This is a genomic window from Parasphingorhabdus sp. (assembly GCF_036963805.1).
GTDB lineage: Bacteria > Pseudomonadota > Alphaproteobacteria > Sphingomonadales > Sphingomonadaceae > Parasphingorhabdus.
Map to the genome: position 1 here is coordinate 1 of NZ_JBALUN010000002.1, position 19,502 is coordinate 19,502.

The 19,502-nt window shown below is 52.0% G+C and carries 14 protein-coding genes and 1 tRNA gene; 7 read left to right on the forward strand and 8 right to left on the reverse strand.

What is annotated here, in order from left to right; genetic code table 11:
• Positions 1 to 96 precede the first annotated feature (96 nt).
• The 6 genes from V7676_RS06765 to V7676_RS06790 all read left to right on the forward strand — a co-directional run bounded on the left by V7676_RS06765 (position 97) and on the right by V7676_RS06790 (position 7,369).
• Positions 97 to 675 carry a hypothetical protein gene (locus tag V7676_RS06765; protein WP_335658931.1) on the forward strand — a complete coding sequence of 193 codons (579 nt, stop codon included), beginning with the start codon at positions 97 to 99 and terminating at the stop codon, positions 673 to 675.
• A 41-nt stretch (positions 676 to 716) separates the two neighbouring features.
• Positions 717 to 1,469 (forward strand): hypothetical protein, encoded by a 753-nt coding sequence (locus tag V7676_RS06770; RefSeq protein ID WP_335658932.1) that lies wholly within the window; start codon positions 717 to 719, stop codon positions 1,467 to 1,469.
• A gap of 437 nt (positions 1,470 to 1,906) precedes the next feature.
• Entirely contained in the window at positions 1,907 to 2,428 is a 522-nt protein-coding gene (locus V7676_RS06775; protein ID WP_335658933.1) for a hypothetical protein, read from the forward strand.
• A gap of 176 nt (positions 2,429 to 2,604) precedes the next feature.
• Entirely contained in the window at positions 2,605 to 3,024 is a 420-nt protein-coding gene (locus tag V7676_RS06780) for a hypothetical protein (protein WP_335658934.1), read from the forward strand.
• A 336-nt stretch (positions 3,025 to 3,360) separates the two neighbouring features.
• The gene (locus V7676_RS06785) at positions 3,361 to 4,671 is read left to right on the forward strand and encodes a hypothetical protein (RefSeq protein ID WP_335658935.1); all 1,311 of its coding nucleotides are present in this window, start codon (positions 3,361 to 3,363) and stop codon (positions 4,669 to 4,671) included.
• Positions 4,664 to 7,369, forward strand: coding sequence for a hypothetical protein (locus V7676_RS06790; protein ID WP_335658936.1), 2,706 nt, complete (start codon positions 4,664 to 4,666; stop codon positions 7,367 to 7,369). Before V7676_RS06785 ends, V7676_RS06790 begins: the two co-directional genes overlap by 8 nt.
• Before the next feature lie 254 nt (positions 7,370 to 7,623).
• On the opposite strand, the gene V7676_RS06795 is transcribed toward V7676_RS06790, so the two are convergent.
• The 3 genes from V7676_RS06795 to recJ all read right to left on the reverse strand — a co-directional run bounded on the left by V7676_RS06795 (position 7,624) and on the right by recJ (position 13,577).
• The gene (locus V7676_RS06795; RefSeq protein ID WP_335658937.1) at positions 7,624 to 10,995 is read right to left on the reverse strand and encodes a hypothetical protein; all 3,372 of its coding nucleotides are present in this window, start codon (positions 10,993 to 10,995) and stop codon (positions 7,624 to 7,626) included.
• A 619-nt stretch (positions 10,996 to 11,614) separates the two neighbouring features.
• Positions 11,615 to 11,689, reverse strand: a tRNA-Glu gene (locus V7676_RS06800).
• 121 nt (positions 11,690 to 11,810) lie between these two features.
• Entirely contained in the window at positions 11,811 to 13,577 is a 1,767-nt protein-coding gene (gene recJ / locus V7676_RS06805) for a single-stranded-DNA-specific exonuclease RecJ (RefSeq protein WP_335658938.1), read from the reverse strand.
• Positions 13,578 to 13,642: 65 nt separating this feature from the next.
• Here recJ and V7676_RS06810 point away from each other — a divergent pair, with 65 nt between their 5' ends.
• Positions 13,643 to 14,134, forward strand: coding sequence for a flavodoxin family protein (locus tag V7676_RS06810; protein WP_335658939.1), 492 nt, complete (start codon positions 13,643 to 13,645; stop codon positions 14,132 to 14,134).
• On the opposite strand, the gene V7676_RS06815 is transcribed toward V7676_RS06810, so the two are convergent.
• The 5 genes from V7676_RS06815 to V7676_RS06835 all read right to left on the reverse strand — a co-directional run bounded on the left by V7676_RS06815 (position 14,118) and on the right by V7676_RS06835 (position 19,393).
• Positions 14,118 to 14,717, reverse strand: coding sequence for a uracil-DNA glycosylase family protein (locus tag V7676_RS06815; RefSeq protein WP_335658940.1), 600 nt, complete (start codon positions 14,715 to 14,717; stop codon positions 14,118 to 14,120). The genes V7676_RS06810 and V7676_RS06815 overlap by 17 nt on opposite strands.
• Complete coding sequence (locus V7676_RS06820) at positions 14,718 to 15,965, reverse strand: alpha/beta hydrolase (protein WP_335658941.1); 1,248 nt, start codon at positions 15,963 to 15,965, stop codon at positions 14,718 to 14,720.
• 3 nt (positions 15,966 to 15,968) lie between these two features.
• Positions 15,969 to 16,940, reverse strand: coding sequence for a class II fructose-bisphosphatase (glpX, locus tag V7676_RS06825; RefSeq protein ID WP_335658942.1), 972 nt, complete (start codon positions 16,938 to 16,940; stop codon positions 15,969 to 15,971).
• Positions 16,941 to 17,118: 178 nt separating this feature from the next.
• A complete protein-coding gene (locus V7676_RS06830) occupies positions 17,119 to 18,417 on the reverse strand; it encodes a homoserine dehydrogenase (RefSeq protein ID WP_335658943.1) in 1,299 nt (432 codons plus the stop codon).
• 124 nt (positions 18,418 to 18,541) lie between these two features.
• Positions 18,542 to 19,393: a hypothetical protein gene (locus tag V7676_RS06835; protein WP_335658944.1), complete on the reverse strand. Its 852-nt coding sequence runs from the start codon at positions 19,391 to 19,393 to the stop codon at positions 18,542 to 18,544.
• Between the last annotated feature and the right edge of the window lie 109 nt (positions 19,394 to 19,502).

Consider the following 19,502-nt stretch of genomic DNA (forward strand, 5'->3'; position numbering starts at 1 on the left):
CCATAACAACTAAATCTTCGCACCACATTTTTATTCACCAGCCAAACGGGCGGCATCTTCGGATGACCGCCCGTTTGGCGTTTCAGGACAATTTTTATGAAACCTCCCATATATTCGGAGAGGATCGTTACCTTCTCCGTCATCTACCATCCCTACCGCCGCAATACCGAACGCTTCGTTCGCGCCTTTGGAGCCTTTGAAGTCAACTTGCAGCCTGGTGATGACGTGTTGTTCACGCGCCATCATCATATCTATCCAGATAAGGATCGAACCGCTCCTTTGTTGGATATGACGAAGCTGCTGGACCAACAAACCGACTGCGTTTGCGCAATTCTGGAAGCTCCGGGCGGGTCTCACCGGCCAAAACACAAAGCCGACTTTGCTGATGATATTCTTCAAGCTCTTCCGATTTTCAATCTGGGCCTCCACCGCAAGATCCATGTTCACCGAACGGAAGATCAATATGTCCGGGTCAGCGCCGAACTGTTCGGCATAACTTTGGCGTCCGAGATGGCCGGGCCATCGGAAAAATCCCGGCGAGCAGCAGATCACGCTCAGGCGCTGTGGCTGTCCTGGGTGTTCAATTGTCTAGCTGAAGATCCGGATCAGGCCAGCTTGGTAGCGGCCTTCCAGGCTTGGCGCCGTGTTGACGACCTCCGTCCCGTTACTTTTTAACAACAAGAACCTGCTGCACGTCAGCAGGAGAAAGAAAAACCATGCAAAAATATACAATTCTCGACACTGAAATGGTGTTCGACCGTTACCTTACCGAAGCCTATCAGGAAATTAATCCGAAATGTGAGAAGACGCGTATCGCTGCGCGCAAACTCAATATGATCGCACTGCTTGATATCAGCATTGATGAACTCGGCCGGATATCGGTTGGGCGTTTGCGCAGCTGGACAACAGAACATCAGGATGAAGGGGCAATGCTAACGTCTGCCTTCGACGATTTGCGCTCCTCTGCCGATCGGACGTTGGTCACCTATGGAGGCTCAGCGATGGACGCCAAAGTTATCGAACTGGCCGCTATGTCGCATGATCTCGCCCTGCCCCCGCAGCTTGTCCAGGCTTTTGGGCCGCGGACGGTGCGCCCTGCCCATCTGGATATCAACGCAGCGATGAAAGGGTTTGGCAAAACCTGGCATCATCTTTCGGAGGTGCTTGTCAGGATCGGTATTCCAGTTGCACTGATCCGCGACAAGGCCAATCCTGATCTGCCGTTTGAAACCGGGAACTGGGACCTTGCACGCCAGCATTGCGAGTTGGACACCTTGCTGACGGCGATTGCTCTTGTTGCGTGGCGGCGAATTCAGGGCGATCCATGCCTTCGGATTCCGGAAGCCACCTTTGTGTTGATTGAAGGATATCTGCGGCAGCGGCCAGCGGCCATAGCTGCACCGGTCTTGCGCGGAGAGCAGGCTTGTTTCGTTGATAACATCAGCCGCACTGAAGCAGAGGCGGCATAAGTTCAGTTTAGATCCTGCGATGTCCCCAGCTACGGTTTTGTGTCTCAATTGACATATTGGTTAGCCATAGTTGGGGGCTACAACTTACGGATAAATGCCGACACCAAATGTTGGTTATTGAGCCACATCCGCATCTTGCCATTAAATGCAAATACACGACGGCGGGCTTTTGCCTAAAGAGGGTATTCTCCTGCCAAAGCGCATTTGGCTGAGCTGAAGTTCCCAAAAATAGCATAATAGCGCGTTTTGCAGAGATATTACGATCTAATATTGGAGACATATATCCCCAAGGCTGGCGATGTGGGCAGCAACTTTTTTGCGCTGCGCCGATATAAACCTAACTCGATAAGGGCCTTTGAAATGGGAGGGAAAGGTATCTCTCAATGATGAGAGTGGAAAATGGCATGCGGCCACCGCAGCCCAAAGGAGTATTTGATATGAACGATAACGATCAACTAAAAGCTGTTAGTAATTTCGTCGGTGCGTTAGCCCACGCACTATGCGGCAAGGCCGGTAGGGTTGAGGAATTTATTTCGAAGACACGAATAGTGGTCACCGGTCACCGGCCTACCCTCGAGACTCTTCATCAATTCGCGCCGCGAGTGTTGAACGACGGTATTCCGATCTTATGGATAAGTCTTGATGAACAATTGAATAACATGCCAACTATAAGCTTGGTCGCAAGCATAAAAGGTAACATTTATATTATCGACACATGCTTGATCTGGGCTTCCTCGAGGAAATCCAAAGTCAGGCTTGTTCCAAGTGACTTCGATCTAGGTGTTTTTACTTTTAACAGCAAGCTTGAACTCACCTACCGCGAAAAAGCCCCTAGAAAATGTTGGAAAAGTGGAACGGATGGCGTTGCGAACGCGTGCGAACAGTTGCGCGAAATCCAACATCAACAGATAATCCAAGGCGATGTTTTTCCATTGCCGGAACATAAAAGAGCTGCATGAAGACAGGTTTGGAAGTCCGGTAGCGAACACGCGCCGGGCTTTCAAATCGTTATTCCTCGCCTTTGGTAATTTCGCTCCAGTGTAATCTGTCTACAGTAAAAAAGTTACTGGCACGTCTCCAAGCATGGTTAACGAATTGGTCCGAAGAGCGGACGTTAGAATGTATGGCTAGGTTAGTGACCAATACCTATCTGGCCGTCGACCCGGAATTTGCCTGGGACGAAAAGCTGTGTGGAGATCATCGAGCATTTGACCGCAAATCCAATCGCCGCGCTACGGCAGCCCACCGTATATCTGCTGCTGCAGTATTAGAATTTACGGCTGGTGATCACGGTGAGGTTTCGGCAGGCGCTGTCTCATCGTGGAACCAGCATCAATGGGGGGACGAGCAGGCGGTGGTCGCCGAACTGTTCAACTATCTTAGCCAGCATCAGAATCTGCCGGTGCTGACCTTTGGTGGGCTTGGGAAAGATATCCCTGTGCTTGTTCTAGCCGCGATCGCCTATGAAATGCCGCTTCCGTTTCAATTGCGGGATCAGCTGGGCCGGAATGGGTTACACCAATATGCTCGAACAGCGCATTGCCGAACGATATGATGCGGCTTGTTGAATTGACATTGTTCGATCGCCACGAACATTAGTTGCGCACGCGAGGCAGCACTGATCGTTGATCAAAGGTTTCCAGTAGCTAATTTACTGATTTACGGGTATTTACTGTCATTTATTTGGTGTATCGATCAAGTGTGGCAACTTCGGGGTAACACGTTAGATGGTTGCGGAACGATTGATTTCGACCGTCAACGGGACTGTTGTGCTAACACGCATGTCCGGTTAGTCCTGAGGATATTGGCATTGCCAAGGGAGAAACGGATTGCGAGAACAAGCTGATGAGCAATGTAATAGGCGTTCATCGCTCCATCCGAGCAGGCGTTCATGACAACTACCCAGGATTTTCAAGGCGCTCATCTGCGTTGGCCGTTCGATCGGCGGCAGCGTCCCTTTGTGGTGCGCGTCATGGAACCGGCCAAATACCGGCCCGTTGATCACGCCGAAATATTCAACGCGGCTGTCACATCACTGGTTGAGCGTTCCCGCAGGACCGTCGATCTATATGATCGTTCCTCCCACCCTGCTGACCCGCGCCAATTCGATTTAATAACTTTCCCGGAAGCGTTTATCGACGGCACAACCTTGTGCGCCACGCTAAGTATTTTCCAATACTTGGGACCTTCTGGATGCATCCATACTGGCCTGCGAGCAAGCGCCGCAGATGCCAGCCGTCACCTGTTCAAATTTGACGAAATGGTAAAGCTCAGGGATGAACTAGAGGCGCTGCTGCCTTTTGCAGAGGTGGATCTAGGGCCTTTTTCGACTTGGCTTGACGAACAGGATCAGGATGGAATGTTCAATCTCGGCTGCATCTTCCTCAACGATGCAAATTCTCAGATGCGTGTTTGCCTCCACCCCAAGCAGGTCCGGTCCAAATTTGAGATTAGTCACGTCCGCGAAGAGATGATGTGCGAAGCCAACCTTCTCACGGTTGTGACGCTCGAACCGGCGGACAAAAAGTTTGGGACGATCACGCTTCAGCCGCTCATTTGCTCAGATGCACTCCATTTAGAATCCGATTCGGGTCGTGAGCCTCCCATACACGCAGTTAATCGCGATGCTGCTTGCCTCGGAGCCAATCCACCGGATCATGTTGATATCGTCTCCGTCGCGACCTGCACTCCTCAACCAAGGACCAATTTGGATCCAACTACCACGGTGCACAGCTGGCACGAACAATTCCGCCACGCGTTTGTTGACGCCGCGCGGAGCCCCGATTGCACGCGTCACCATTTTGCCGCGATCGTTCTTTCCAACTTTCGTCAGATCGAGACAACAAAAGTCGGCGGCCTTTCAGGAGTATTCCTCCCCGTGCCCCCAAATCCTACCGAGTTTGGTGTCGGCACCATGACGTCAGTTTGGGGGAGCGCAAGCAAAGAGGAGCCCGACACTCGCTGGTCTTTGCCGGGTGAGCGTGATTTCACGGGTTGGCGGTCACGGGGATTCATCGCGATGCTCGAACCTGCGAACGATGCGATTGGGCGTATCTTTGGTTTTACCATTCATCGACTTCCACGAGAGGCATCTCCTTGGGAAAAAAACGCGGCTCGTTTGACGAGTGTCGAAATACGCCAAGGTGCGCGGGATGATACTGGAGTTCTAACTTTTCCGCGACGAGGAGCTACCCATGAATAATCTAGATATGCGCGGCGAGGAATTCGAACGCAACGCTCCCGTTTGGTTGGTTGTGCGACACTTTCTGTCTGCGGATCTTGTGCACGAGCTGTGCTCAGCCGTTGTTACGCGTTGGGGTGATGGCAAGATCGATATCGATACGATCGGGCGTTTGGACGTCTCTGCAGGGGATCCGGTGCTGGCGAGTCTTGGTTATCAACCGCGTGGGCAGACTGAGCCATTGGCACGCTATTTGCGGCATTTGATCCAAGTGGTGGTTTGGCAAGGCGACCAGACGCCTGGTCTGTCTAGTGGTTCGGCCGATACTGAGCCCGGAAACGTTGGGTTACTAGAAAGCGCTCTCGAGCTGTCTAATCGGGACTTGTCGACACTGCGCGTCGAGGATGAGGAAGGCCCCGAGTTTGCATCGCTACGCTCAATAGTTGCCGCAATGAACGCGCTTCGAATGCAGCTCAAGGACGGAGAGGCTGATGTTGACGTTCTTGAAAGTCTGCTCGAAGAATATCACGACAGTCCGGTTCTACCTCTTTTGTTTAAGCATCTTGGCGACCTTGCTGGCGACATCGATCACTGGTCATCCGCAGAGCTTCTGTATCGCCGGGCGAAAGAGTTACTTCCTTGCCTTCAAAATCCGGCTTGGGCTCTATTTGAGCGATCCATGACTACCATCATCATGCAATCACGCGCTGCTGCAGCCTATATCACGCATAGTCCGGCTGTATCCGCCATTATGCTGGATTCATTGCTTGAGCATCGAAAAAACGACGATCCGCTGCCAATGCTTAACGCTGGATACGACGTTCTAGGGGCTCATATGGCGGCTGGTAATTTCGGCGCGCTAGGGACTGAACGAGGCTCGGTTCTACTTGCTCCTCAGCTGATCAGTGCCCATATTCCAAGCAATGGCCTTGGGAACATGGTCGATGGCCGTTTCTCTGACGCGCATCGCTGGTTCTGGGCGGTTTTACGTCGACAAGTGGCGCTCGGTTCAGCTTCACTCAGTCGTGATACGAAAGCGGCCTTCGGTCGCTCGCTTATTACTGAGCTGGCCAAGGAGTTTGGGTCTCAGCAATCGACGGTCGACTTTCTCCTTGGGATACGGTTACTGTTGGAGAGCGGGCGCAAAAGAGCTGTTGATGCAATGGATTGGGACGCCCATTTTATTGCAGTATACGTCACGACTGATCTCGCGAAAGCCGCGCAAGATATCGCGAATCGACATGAGGGCGCACAGATTGAGCGAAATCAAGTGCTAGTGTCGCTTTTACGTGACTGGCTCAAGGTTATGCCAGCCGAGTCCTACGAGGCCGCTTCGGTCTTGATGAGCCTGCTGAGTCAAATTGCTCAAGATTTGCCTGCGACCGCGAACGGAGGTGTCGGGGTTGGGGGCCTCGCAATGAAGGCGCTGGGGGAAGTCGGTAAAAAACGTCCGGAGTTCGCTCCATGTGTGGCCGAGCGCGTAGCTGAGATTGCACTGGTCCGGTTGGCTGAGAATGGCTGGTTATCCGCTAGCGAAGCGCTGCGTGCGCTTTCGCCCTTCATTTCCGAACTATCACCAGAGAGCCGAAATACGGTAGTAGAACACGTTCTTACGATGATTGACGATCTACCCGGCGATCAGGACGGATCGCTAATGCTCCGCAGTGCCTTGGACTTGTTGTCGCATAACCAGATCCTCGGATTGACTCGTGACGCAGGCAATACACTGGGCGTTAGACTGGCGCGAACCATGGTGCGGGTGTCGCTGGACACCGGAGCTGAGAATCGTCGGTTGCTATATTTGCTGAGGTTCCTAGATCCGGCTCTAATCGATGACATCGATCGACATCGCTTGCAGACCATCCTCGATCAACTGGCCATCGGCGCCAGCCGAGTTAATTCAAGTGACGCCACGGATTGCGTCCACGCTTTGCTTCAAGCTCCAGCTGTATCGGGCAAGGCAGGAGTTCTCGCTGCTCTCGATGGCCTTGACAAGATTTTAAGTGCAGCTTCCAATCAGGGGCACGGCTTCGCTCTTGCCGACGCATATGAACCGGTGCTGTTACTCAGCGCGGAGCATGAGCAAATAGCAGAGAAGGCCGGCCTAAACGATGCAGATCTCCTGGACCGCATGGCTGCCTTGGAGGCGCCGATCGTAGCATTATGGACTCGGGCTATGCAGGATCCTGCAATTTTCAATGGTTTCCAGCTGCCGCGGCCTACCCAACCGAATCGGACCATTGTCCACAACTGGGCGTTCGCCTGTCTCGATCTTGCTAAGGTCATTAATCGAGATCGCGCGATAGCACAGGTCCTTGCACGTGCCGAAACGGTGGATGCTCTTAAGAACGGCATTACGAGCGCACGTGCGGTGCGGATCGAGGCGGACGAGGAGGGCTTTGATTTTTACGCTGTGGCGGATGCGCCGCGTGACTCATTTTATGCGGCGCTTGGTGGTCGTTTGGTTCTTGCATCTACGTTCGCTGCAGAACAGCGTGCAGAGGCCGTCTGCGCGTTAGTCAAGCGCTGTCTAATGACTGGTCCGACAGGACTTGATGCTGGAGCTTTCGTGGCAGCCATCGAATGTAGTGTTCATATTCCCTGTTCTGCACAAACGGACGGGTATCGGGCTCGAATGCGCGCAAATACGGAACTGCGCCATGCGCTTATGCCGCTTTTCGCAAACGTGGTTGTGATGGGTGAGGACGACAAGGATTGAATTACTGGCATCGTCTTTCTCGTGTAGGACCCGATCCATCACAGATGAGTAGAAAAAGGATGTGAATGGGGTGAGTGATAACCGATAGTTTTTCCAACTAAAAGCTGACCTTCCGTATTCCGCCTAGAACGCTGCTTTAGCGCATAACTTGTAACTTGTAACTTGACGCGAGCGTCGGCAGGTCAATTACCAATGATATCAGAAACTTGAGAATGCTGCACTGTCACATGAGCACGAAGATATCACATTTTGACTCAGTTCTTCTCCAATTTATCGGCAAAGCGAATACTAAAAGCTTCCAAGTTCACTAGTTCTACGGACCGCTGGAATGTTGCAGCCGTCGTGCCTTTCAAAGGGTCATCTTCGTCCTCCAGAAATTCGAGTTTTAAGGGAACTTCATCGCCGTAGTCATGATAGCGCAATTGAGCGAGCATCTGTCTAGGAAAAAGGAATGCCTGCCCCAAGGGGGACGGTGCCTCAAAAACAGGGATGTCATTCATCGAAAAGGCATAACCCTCTACCTGATCGGATAAATGTGTAATCGTAAGATCATTTGGCTTTGGAACATCGTCTACACCATAAGGCCAGCGCCAACTATCCAGCCATTTTGGATATGAGGTGCTTGTAACGACCAATACCGGATCATGGCCATTCTCCTTTATTCGCGCACTTCCATCACGGACAGCACGCCAAAAGTCCTCAGGATTTCGTCCATTTAGAGCTTGAAATTCCGCGCTCTTGACCGAATCCATCCAAACTATGCTGGCGATCCGTTCCGACATGGTTTCGCTCCACCAGTCATCTTCGTTGATGACTATGTTCCCCATAGGGGGGTCGGTATAGCTGCCTTTGTCTTGCCCTTCGACGCGTAGAGTGAAAGCCTCGAGTTCGTGAGCCGAGCCCTGGATTTTGTCGAACAAATTTATTGGAAAACGAGTGCGCTTGAAGGCGGCCTCTGCTGCAGCGAGCGTAACCGCTCGGATGCGTCCGGGATCAATTTGCGCTTCCTTGATCGCATTCACACGGTGTTCCAAAAGAACTTCCAAAGCCTTCCCCAATAGTTGCCTGGCATCGGCGAGGCGCATCTCGAATGACACCGTTTCAAGATCACAGATGTCGCCTAGCAGCGTGCCGTGCTGTTGTTCGTCTATTGCATCACTTGCCTCAATTAATGCTTTGAGACATCTCTTTCGGCGAAGATGAGCGTCATGGTCACGTTGCGTTAATTGTCGACGCAGGCTTCCGTTCAGAGCCGAAGGGCCTGTCATGGTTCCCATGATCGTTAGGACCTGCGCAAGGGTCAACGCATCAAAGGAAAGGCCACCACCATAACTGTAAATACGCATCGACACCGATGGACGGCTACCAAGCCTTCCCAGTCTCTCGAGTAGATTGTCGAAAACTCCAGAATAACTTTGGTTTTCGAAATGGGCATCTGTCCCTGTAATTCTGAGAATTGACATTAGCACGTCTGCACTGGTTAGAGGTTGAGGACCTTGATGCCCAATATCCCCTTGGTCAAGTGGTTGATCCTGAAGCAGCATTCGTGCTGCCAGTGCCGGCGTCGTATTCGTGGGCGCGCCGTAAATGGCCCAATGGATAGATAGGCTTGCTATTGTAATAAGATGGTCTAGCCATGCGTTGTGTATAATTGCACCGAAGACAAGAGCGGGCACTTGATTCGTTTCCTCTAGGCCGAGTGGCGGTGCCTGAACTTCGTCCCACGGCTTATCGAATGCCGTGAGCGTTAATACCTCGCTTTCAAGAGACGCATGGGATCCTCGAGATTCCCAAGCTCGCTTCGACTGATGGCGCCAGTGTAGCAATAAATCACTGGTCCAGCGCGTCGCGATTTCGTCGCCCCGCCAGACCGCGCGACCAATCATTTCCGTCGTCAGGCTCAAATGCTCTACTACATTTCCTGAGATGCGTTGAAAATCGCTCCAAACCCAAAAGGTTTTTTCATTTCTAGTGGCAATTTCCTGCAGCAAACGTTCCCAGCCCGCCGCCATATCTCGCCATGCCCCGTCTAAGATTTCGTCGCGGTTGGAGCTTGAAGCAGTTGAGGCTTCCTCTCTGCGCGCGGCCGAGACTGCGCTTCTCTGGCCAATATTTTGTTCCATCAGCTGGTGAAAAAGCTGATAAGCTAAGAGAAGCAAAGGTTGCAGGGCCTTTGGCGTAACAGTCGAGCTTGCACGGCTCATAATACTCGCCGGCGTATGGGCGAGCCGACCAAAAAACCCTGGTTCATCAAACAAGCGTTCCGCCGCACGAACCACAAGATCACGATAAGCTGTCACCCAATCGCGGCCAAGCTTTTGGGTGGATCCAAAGAAATCTGAATTCGGCCCGATTAAGGCGTAGTTGAAATCTTCGACGGGGGATTGCGCAAGCCCGTATAGGAAAAAATGAAAATCTATAACTTCTCTAAGTTGTGTGGAGAATTCTTCTACTTGGCGCCCGTCCACAAGAGAAATCAAATCTGCAACCATTTCATGCAGTAAATCGGCGCTGGACGTTACTGCGCCATGGTCCTTGGGAATAGTGCGGAAAGTGAAGGAGCACCAGATTCCGAAGATCGAGATTATACCGAGGCTGGTAGTCGCCCGGGCAAGTGCCACATCGCCTTCATATTCACGACCGGGCTCAACGGCGATGACGAAGTCTGGCTCCGTTTCAGTATCAAGTTGATTGACCTTATCCATCCAGTTCTGAATGATCGGTTTAAGAATTGCCATGCGCACGTTGACAAGAGATTTTTTCCGCCAAAGTTGTTGCATTACTTGTGGTTCGCCGTAGTCGACAGGCCCATACCAAATCCGAGCTCTACGCCTTGGTTCAAAGATATCATTCTTGTCATCCACTTCGGGTAGATATTCATAGGTTGCTGCTTGATCCCAACGATTTCTCGTGACGATTTTGGTAAGCTCACGTGGCCAGACGACATTGGTGACATAGGCTCTCATCAGCGGGGCTCGCCTCGCGGGATGCATAAATGCAATTGTCCGGAGGACGAAATAACTGAGTGCGACAATGTTGGCAGCAAACCATACCAAATTAAGAATTGAGAATAGTGCAGCCACGCTGGGGGTTAACTTTGAAGTGAATGGCAATTGTATTCCAATCACAAGGCAAAGAAAAATAGAGCTGAGGCCGACAAAGATCGCGTCTGTTGATTCGATAAAAATAGTGAGCCGAGTTGCAAAAGACGAACGGCTTTGGTTGAGAAGGCCAACAAACGCAATTACGAAAGGAAAAACGAGCCCCACCAATGCGGCTTGAACACCCAGAATCCCCAAGTTTAGGCTTTTTAAATCACCAAGGGTCTCATCCGATAGTTTCGGCTCCAAAATATAGCTGCCTTCGCCCAGTATTATTGCGGAGCTGTAAATCGCAATGACGAGGATGATAGTCACGTTCGGGTTGCGGGAGATAGAAATTATGGACCGCTTGAGAAAATGATAGCGGTATTCGCGCGCGATCTTGCTGCAGTTGAGGTGGGTCGTGACTATACTACTGACAATTCGTCCGAGGCTTTGGCGAAATATTGCCTGCACTATTTGTAGCGCCAACTTCAGTTCGCGACATGCTCTATCAATTTTCGGGTGGTCTGAGTTTTGAACCATTTATGTTCCCAATTTCCATAATTACGGAAATAGGACGTTGCATGCAATCCATCAGAACACAATCTAACGCGCCAAAAATTTAATTTGTTCGGACTCCGTGGCTTCGCCGGAATTCGCAGAAGCGAAGCGAGTTTTTAAAAATCCAAAAACCATTGCTAGGTCAACTGCTCGGATGTTGTGCTCTATGTTCTCCCATGAATCTGCCGAAATACTCCTGCGTGCTGATCCTAAATTGAGTCGCGAAAAATATGGCAGAAGCTAAGGGAGTGAATCCACGATCCGCTGATTGATAGCCAACGTAATCTGCAAATGACATATATATTAGGCTTAGCTATATTAGGCTTAGCGATCGGGAATGAAAAACCTAATCATCGCGAACCCATGCAAGATGAAGATTTGACGATTTTGCAAGGACATTTCTAGTTTTTAAGAACTAAGAATGTGAGGGCTCAGTTTTGAGACGGCAACGGAACTTGGTAAGGGGTGCTTCTCGAACGAAAAATTAGCAGTGTGCTAGCAAGTGCGCGCACGACAGTAGTTGCCCGCTGAATATCACCAGTGCTTATTTGACGTATATTTGACATAATTTTGTTCAACGACGCTAAGTCATTGAAAATTATGGTGACCCCTACGGGATTCGAACCCGTATTTCAGCCGTGAAAGGGCCGCGTCCTAACCCTTAGACGAAGGGGCCGCACCAATGCTTGGCCAGCGAGATTGGGCGATTAGGGGTATCAGGGACTTTGGTCAACCCTTTAATGGCGGTTTGCAGCCTTATTATTAGATATTTTTTTTATTGCGTTGAACCCCGCCGATTAATCGGCCCAGGCTGCGTCTTCCAGATGGATTTCTGCGGCAGGGCGGCTGCCCCAATCGTCAATCTTGGCGCGGCCAGCGATCCATAATTTCCGGCCTTTTGGTGCATGGAGCAGGGTTTGGCCCAAATCGCTTTCGGCGGCGCGAAAGGCTATGGTCTTGATGGAGCCGCCATCATCACCCGCCACGATCATTCGGACATGGTCTTTGCCCACAATATCGCATTTAACGATCCGAACCGGCCCGGCGGCGATGCGCGGTGCGGGCCAGCCCATGCCATAGGGCCCTGCGCCATCCATAGCCTCTACGAAGAGCGGATTGACCCCTTTGGGCGATAATACCGCGTCGAGCAGCAAAGCCTTTCCTTCCTGCGCTGTGCCGACAATGTCGGCCAGCCGGTCGTTAAGAAATTCGCTAAACGCATCTATTTGAGAGGCCTTGATGGTGACACCGGCCGCCATGGCATGACCGCCGCCTGCAATAAGCAAGCCGTGGTCTTTTGCAGCAATAATGGCTGCGCCCAGATCTACGCCGGAAATGGAGCGTCCCGATCCTTTGCCCAGACCGTCTTCATCTTCGGCGATGATGATCGCAGGGCGGCCCAGTTTCTCTTTTATGCGACCGGCAACAATACCGATCACACCGGGATGCCAGCCTTTTGAGGATAAGATCACCACAGCCTGATTCTGTTGCGAGGAGCACATGGCCTCTGCCTCTTCCAGAACATGCGCTTCGATTGCCCGTCGTTCTTCGTTTAGATGATTCAGCTCTGCCGATATTTTTTGGGCTTCTTCGGGATCTTGGGTTGTCAGCAATCGGACACCCAAATCAGATTTGCCGACCCGCCCGCCGGCATTGATGCGCGGGCCCAAGGCAAAACCGAGATCTGAGCAAATCGGTGCGCGTTTTAGACGACTGGCATCGATCAGGGCGGCTAGGCCTATATTCTGGCGTCCGGCGAGTACTTTAAGGCCTTGTGCAACAAAGGCGCGGTTTAGTCCGCGAAGCTGGGCGACATCGGCCACTGTACCAAGCGCGACGATATCTAGCAGCTCCAGTAATTTCGGCTCGGGCCGTCCTTTGAAAAAACCTTTGCCGCGAAGATTGCGGACCAGTGCCGCCGCCAATAAAAATGCGACGCCGACAGCCGCCAAATGACCATGTTCGGCCCCCGCATCACTTTCGTCCAGGCGGTTGGGATTGACCATAGCGCTGGCCTTGGGGAGCTCTGCAGCACATTTATGATGATCGACAATAATTACTTCGACGCCCGCTGCCTGCGCCATTTCTAGCGCATCAAAAGCCATTGCGCCGCAATCCACGGTTACGACCAAGTCTGATCCTTGCGCACCCAGTTTGACCAATGCCTCACCAGAGGGGCCATAGCCTTCCATCAGGCGGTCTGGAATATAAAAGCCAGCCTCTAACCCCAGATCCCGGAGCACGCGGATGAGAAGGGCAGCGCTGGTTGCACCATCAACATCATAATCCCCGAAAATAGTCACTTTGTCGCTATTTACGACGGCGCAGGCCAGCCTTTCTGCCGCCACATCCATATCCTGAAATACTGATGGATCAGGCATGAAGCCCCTGATCGTGGGATCGCGGTTGATTTCCAGCGTTTCGCGGGTTGCGCCGCGAGCCAGCAATAATTGGGTGACCAGATCATCCGGTTGAAAACCGGGATCGCGGGCGTCAGCGCTGGTGCTGCGCCATTGCCATGATTTTCCGGACAGCGAGTGGGTAACATTTAGAACTGCATTCATGCCCGCAGCTATGCGCGAACCATGGTCCGCTGACAATTGCTTTGATCGCTGTTAAAGCCACGAACATGAAAAAACTGCTTATCGTCTATTACAGCTATACGGGTGGCACAAAGCAAATGGCGGAAGCCGCCGCACGGGCGGCCCGTGAAGAAAAAGACACCAAAACCTGGTTGCTGCGCGCAGAAGATTGTGAACCGGCGGATATCTTGGCTGCCGACGGTTATATTTTTGCGGCGCCGGAAAATCTCGCGGCGCTTGCCGGAGTTATGAAGGCTTTTTTTGACCGCTGCTATTATCCGTTATTGGGACAAATCCAAGGGCGGCCTTATGCGGCCATGATTTGCGCAGGATCGGATGGTGAAAATGCCCGCGAGCAGCTCGAACGGATAGCGACCGGCTGGCGGCTTAAGAAAGTCATCGATACACCGATAATCTGCACCCATGCCCAGACTGAAGAGGCTATATTAGCGCCAAAGACGATTGGTGAAGTGGACAGGGTGCAGTGTGGCGAGATCGGTGCGACATTGGCGGCAGGATTGGCTATGGGTATTTTTTGATCAATTTAGCGATGCGCTGTTGCAGAACCGGAATGACATCAGCCTCGAACCATGGGTTTGCTTTAAGCCAGCGGATATTTCTCGGGCTGGGGTGGGGAAGGGGCAGGGCGGTCGGCCAAAATTCTTCCCACCGCTTGACCGTTTCCGTCAGCGTTTTGGATCGAGCATCTGCGAGATGCCAGCCAAGCGCATATTGGCCAAGGATTAATGTGAGCTCAATATTGGGTAATTGATCCAGAAGCGGTGTCCGCCATTGCGGGGCACATTCCGCGCGGGGCGGCAAGTCTCCCCCGTTTCCGGTCCCTGGAAAACAAAAACCCATGGGAATGATCGCGAAAAGCGACGGGTCATAGAATTGGTCTTCGGTTACGCCGAGCCAGTTGCGTAAGCGCTTTCCGCTTTGATCACCAAAGGGGCGGCCTTGTTCGTGGGTCTTTCGGCCTGGCGCTTGTCCGACAATCAGTATTTTCGCGGATGTTCCTGCTTGCACCAAAGGGTCGGGGCCAAGCGGCAGATCGCTGCATATAGTGCAGGCCCGGATCTTTTTGAGCAGTTTTTCAAGACTGTCAGTCTGTTCGGCCATTCATTTTGCTTCGCGTCGGCATATGGCCACATGGTCCAGCTTTTGATCTTTGGGCGGGGCGGCCAGTGCAAATACATAGGATAAGCGTGTCGCTTCACGTCCTTTCATAGCCCCGCGTTCTCCGTTTACCACGGCGGCAAAATCCTGACAGGCAATGGCACTGCGCAAGTAGTCTCCGTGGCCAACACGGTCCCCGCTTACGGCGGTGGTATCGATAATGGTTAGACCGCTTTTTTCGGGCGGTACATCATATTCCGATTTTGCAGCATAACAGCGTTCAGGAAGGCCTTTTGCTTTTAACTCGGCCGCCTCGAACGGATCGAAACAACGCGGAAATCCAAGCCGGGGATAGCCATGCACGTCGTCAGAAAGAGACAGTGCAGAATCTTTGGATGATGCATAAACAGTAATCCGCCGGTCATTATTGACGCGGCGAGCGGAGAGTATTTCTTCTGCTATATCTCGCTCAAAATCCTGACGGTCAACATCAGGCGATGCGAGGATGATATTGGAAATATTACTTGAATCAGCATTGCTGCTATTGCGATCGACAAATTCCACAGCGGGCAAAATCAGTCTTGCTCCTAGGGAATGGGAAACCAGCACGATTTCCTTGGTCCACGTTTGTTGCGCTAGTTTGGTCAGGAATTTGCGGAAATTACGCTCGTCCCAATACATATTCGTTTCATCGACCGTATATTTCAGCAACTGCCCTTGCGAGGGCCAGCTATATTGGATGACGGGTCCAGAAAAATCAGTCAGACGCGCAATTTGAGCGGCATCACGAGAGCTGGTGAAAAATGTCTCGCGGTAACCGTGTACATAAAGCAGGACGCGTCCGTCGCGTTTGGCCATGGTTTTGGACAGGTCCGCCCACCATTGTGTTTCATTAGAAATGGCAAAGGGAATGTGGCGTTTATCAACTTTACCTTTTTCATCCAGTACGTCTTCTGGTGCGCCAAAGCGGCCAAAGCGGACCTTATCGCCGCGATGGTTGAGCAGCTTCAGCTCGTCTCCGAGACAATCAGGTAGTCGGCTGGTGACAACAAAATATGGCTTATCCGTAGTATCCAAACTGCCGGTGGGAGTACCGTTGTCGGTTACGTCACAGCGCCCGTTGGCGACATAATCAGAATGCCGAATTTTGCCATAGTCGACGGGTGAAATACAGGCCGCTGCAAATAGCGGAAGGCCCAATATCGTTAGTTTCAGACGACCCGCGAATAATTTCAGGACACCGCGCCTCATCGCTTAGACGCGATGCTCACTCTTAACCCACCGCACAGTTCCGGATGATGCGCGCATTACTACACTTTCGGTCGTCATAACGCCGCTGCGCAGTTTCTTGACACCTTCTAAAAGGGAGCCGTCAGTTACGCCGGTTGCGGCAAAAATTACATCACCCTTGGCGAGTTCTTTCAAATCATAGATTTTATCGAGGTCGGTAATGCCCCATTTATGGGCACGGCTGCGTTCATCATCATTACGGAAGGTCAAACGGCCCTTAAACTGTCCGCCCACACAGCGCAGCGCGGCTGCTGCCAACACGCCTTCCGGTGCACCGCCGCTGCCCATATACATATCGACCGTGGTTTCTTCATCGGTCGTTGCAATGACACCGGCGACATCGCCATCCGGGATAAGCATGATGCCGCAGCCGATTTCACGAAGCTCGGCGATGATTTTTTCATGGCGCGGGCGGTCAAGGACACAGACGATAATATCGGCCGGTTTAACGCCTTTTTCATTGGCAACCGCGGTGACATTTTCGGTGACCGATTTGTCGAGGTCAATAATATTGTCCGAATAGCCGGGGCCGACCGCAAGCTTGTCCATATAGACGTCGGGCGCGTTGAGCAGGTTACCCTTTTCGGCGATAGCCAGCACAGCCAACGCGTTAGGTCCTGCTTTAGCGGTTATGGTCGTCCCTTCGAGCGGGTCGAGCGCAATATCTATCTCAGGTGATTCGCCCGCACAGCCACGACCCACTTTTTCGCCAATATAGAGCATGGGTGCTTCGTCGCGTTCGCCTTCGCCGATTACCACCGTGCCGCAAATATCAAGTTCATTCAACGCAGCGCGCATCGCTTCGACGGCGGCAGCATCTGCGGCCTTTTCGTCCCCGCGACCAATGAGTTTGGCAGCGGAAACCGCTGCTGCTTCAGTCACACGGACCATTTCCAATACGAGGACGCGTTCGAGTATATCACTTGATTTAGGCATGGAATGTCTAGTCCTTCTTTAAGGGGCAGATTTTCTTTTAGGGGTAGATCTTAAACTCTAGATAGAGGAGCAATATGACAAAGTCGAGAAGCCTTGTAACCCTGTCTTTAACCTTGACGCAGGCGGTTCTTCTCGACATAATTCGCGCCTTAACAGCAACAGGGCGCCGAAACGTCTGTTAGTCCTCATCACTCAACAGGTGCATGACAACAGGCGCGCCTTGCAAGCTGCTGGAGTTTGAAAGCTTGTCCAGACTCTGGACTACATCACGCTCCATGCTCTGATGCGTTACCATTGAGATTAATACTGATCCCTCTTCAGCTTTTTCAGTCTGGATAAGGCTTTCTATGGATACTTGTGCATCGCGCATGGCCGCTGTGATTTCTGCTAAAACACCTGGTTTATCAGTGACAACGAAACGGACGTAGCTTTTTCCGGTGCGATTTCCGCTTTCGGCGCGTGCGCTTTTCCCCATTTGACCGATGGGCATCGAGAAAACAGTACCGCAATCCCCCCGTGCGATGTCGATTAGATCAGCCACTATGGCAGAAGCCGTGGGGCCGTCGCCAGCACCAGCACCTTGGAACATCAGCCGTCCGGAAAAATTGCCCTCGGCGACCACTGCATTGGTGGATCCATCAATATGCGCCAACGGATGATTTTCCGGCACAAGATAAGGATTTACCCGCTGGAACAGTTTTCCGCCATCAATCCGCGCCATGCCGAGCAGGCGGATGCGATACCCCAATGCCTTTGCCTGTCCGATATCTGCGGCCATGATGTTTCGAATACCGGCAATCTCGACGCCTTCGAAATCGATCGCCGTACCAAAAGATAAGGCAGCTAAAATCGTAAGTTTATGAGCTGCATCGACGCCGTCTATATCAAAACTCGGATCAGCTTCGGCATATCCAAGATCCTGTGCATCTTTCAATACAGCATCAAAAGCGCTGCCGTGTTTCTCCATCGTGGTTAGGATATAATTGGATGTCCCATTAAGAATGCCATAAACCCGCTCAATGCGATTGGCTGCGGCTCCATCGCGCAGGCCCTTAATAACCGGGATGCCGCCAGCGACAGCTGCTTCATATTTTAAGGCAACACCCTTAGTCTCCGCTAGATCGGCAAGTTCCATACCGTGATGAGCAACCATGGCTTTGTTTGCGGTCACAAATGACTTGCCTTGTTTCAGGCTGGTGCGAGCGAGATCGAGAGCAGGGCCTTCAGAGCCGCCAATCATTTCAACCACGCAGTCAATATCAGGGTCGGAACCAAAGTCGCCCATATCATCGACCCATTTATACGGGCTGAGATCAACGCCGCGATCACGGGCGCGGTCCCGTGCGGAGACCGCTACGATAGAAATAGGCCTCCCCGCGCGTTGTGCGATCATTGCACCATTTTCATTGATTAGACGAATGACGCCGGAACCGACGGTTCCGAGGCCAGCCAAAGCGATGCGGAGAGGTGTTGTCATGATGAAGCCTTGAATTCGGGCGATAAGCCATATGATGGGACGTTAGAGCCCAGTTAATAGCGCTGTGGCATCATATTGCCAGCCTGTCTTTCTTGCTATCGGAATAATTTCGTACGGAAATAGCCTATTTTGGTCGATATTCTGCCGGACGGGAGCGAGGACAATCGCCCAGATCCTGCATCACCAGACCATAATCTCGGCGGGCTTGGGTCGCATTCTCGCCTGAAACACCGGCTAAAGATTCGTTCGGCAGCGATTTGGGCAGGAAACACGCCAGTCGATACCATAATAAACTGTTTCGTATTGGCGCGCGGGCCGCCTCGTCAACAATCTCGCCGAGAGATACGGCCCAGACCTTTTTTTGGCCATCGCGGCTCAACACTGTGATCGAAACGGGGTCGTTACTTTTGGTTTCCATGAAAATCTGGGTCTCGCCTTCACCGATAATGGTGCCAGAAACGTGAAAGGCACTCCCTATACGCGTAATCGCAGGTGGTGCGTTGCGCGCAACAATCTCGCGGACCAGTGAGCGAACCCGCTGGTCCCTTTCCGGAGTCCATATAATCTGCGCATCCTGCGCGGCGAGTTGTACGTCTCCATTGGCCGTGGTCAGGTTGCGGGCGAAGATAATGAAGGACTTCTTTTTTATCTTAGGCGCGCGTCCGCGGTCATCAAGAGGTAGGTCAATAATATAGCGAATCGTGTCCGGAATCCCGCCTTGTCCGCGAATCAACGCGTTCGTTGTCGCGATAATATAATGTCTTCTCGTCCCCGCTGGCGCGTTCAGAGCCCTTTCGGGGGCGACTTTGATCGCATTTTTAACCGTAACGTGGGCAATGACCGGCGCATTAACACTTAGGTCAGCAAGGTCCGCATATTGTAATGGATCAGCGGGTGTATCAGATTGAGAAAAAGCTGGAAAATCTGCTGTTATCATAAAGAATAAAGCGCTGATTGTGATCGGGATTTTGTGCATGACTTTCCTGTAATTTTGGGCATCTTAGGCGCCGGTTCATAGGTGTTCTTTTGCGTTTTTGACAGCTTAATCAATGCTGAACTCATAAACCGATTGCCTGTCTTGAACT

Coding starts and splice junctions, on each gene's coding strand:
- recJ (WP_335658938.1), bottom strand. CDS start 13,577: ATGAATGCAGTTCTAAATGTTACCCACTCGCTGTCCGGAAAATCATGG.
- V7676_RS06830 (WP_335658943.1), bottom strand. CDS start 18,417: ATGACAACACCTCTCCGCATCGCTTTGGCTGGCCTCGGAACCGTCGGT.
- V7676_RS06820 (WP_335658941.1), bottom strand. CDS start 15,965: ATGAGGCGCGGTGTCCTGAAATTATTCGCGGGTCGTCTGAAACTAACG.
- V7676_RS06810 (WP_335658939.1), top strand. CDS start 13,643: ATGAAAAAACTGCTTATCGTCTATTACAGCTATACGGGTGGCACAAAG.
- V7676_RS06795 (WP_335658937.1), bottom strand. CDS start 10,995: ATGGTTCAAAACTCAGACCACCCGAAAATTGATAGAGCATGTCGCGAA.
- V7676_RS06770 (WP_335658932.1), top strand. CDS start 717: ATGCAAAAATATACAATTCTCGACACTGAAATGGTGTTCGACCGTTAC.
- V7676_RS06775 (WP_335658933.1), top strand. CDS start 1,907: ATGAACGATAACGATCAACTAAAAGCTGTTAGTAATTTCGTCGGTGCG.
- V7676_RS06785 (WP_335658935.1), top strand. CDS start 3,361: ATGACAACTACCCAGGATTTTCAAGGCGCTCATCTGCGTTGGCCGTTC.
- glpX (WP_335658942.1), bottom strand. CDS start 16,940: ATGCCTAAATCAAGTGATATACTCGAACGCGTCCTCGTATTGGAAATG.
- V7676_RS06815 (WP_335658940.1), bottom strand. CDS start 14,717: ATGGCCGAACAGACTGACAGTCTTGAAAAACTGCTCAAAAAGATCCGG.
- V7676_RS06765 (WP_335658931.1), top strand. CDS start 97: ATGAAACCTCCCATATATTCGGAGAGGATCGTTACCTTCTCCGTCATC.
- V7676_RS06790 (WP_335658936.1), top strand. CDS start 4,664: ATGAATAATCTAGATATGCGCGGCGAGGAATTCGAACGCAACGCTCCC.
- V7676_RS06835 (WP_335658944.1), bottom strand. CDS start 19,393: ATGCACAAAATCCCGATCACAATCAGCGCTTTATTCTTTATGATAACA.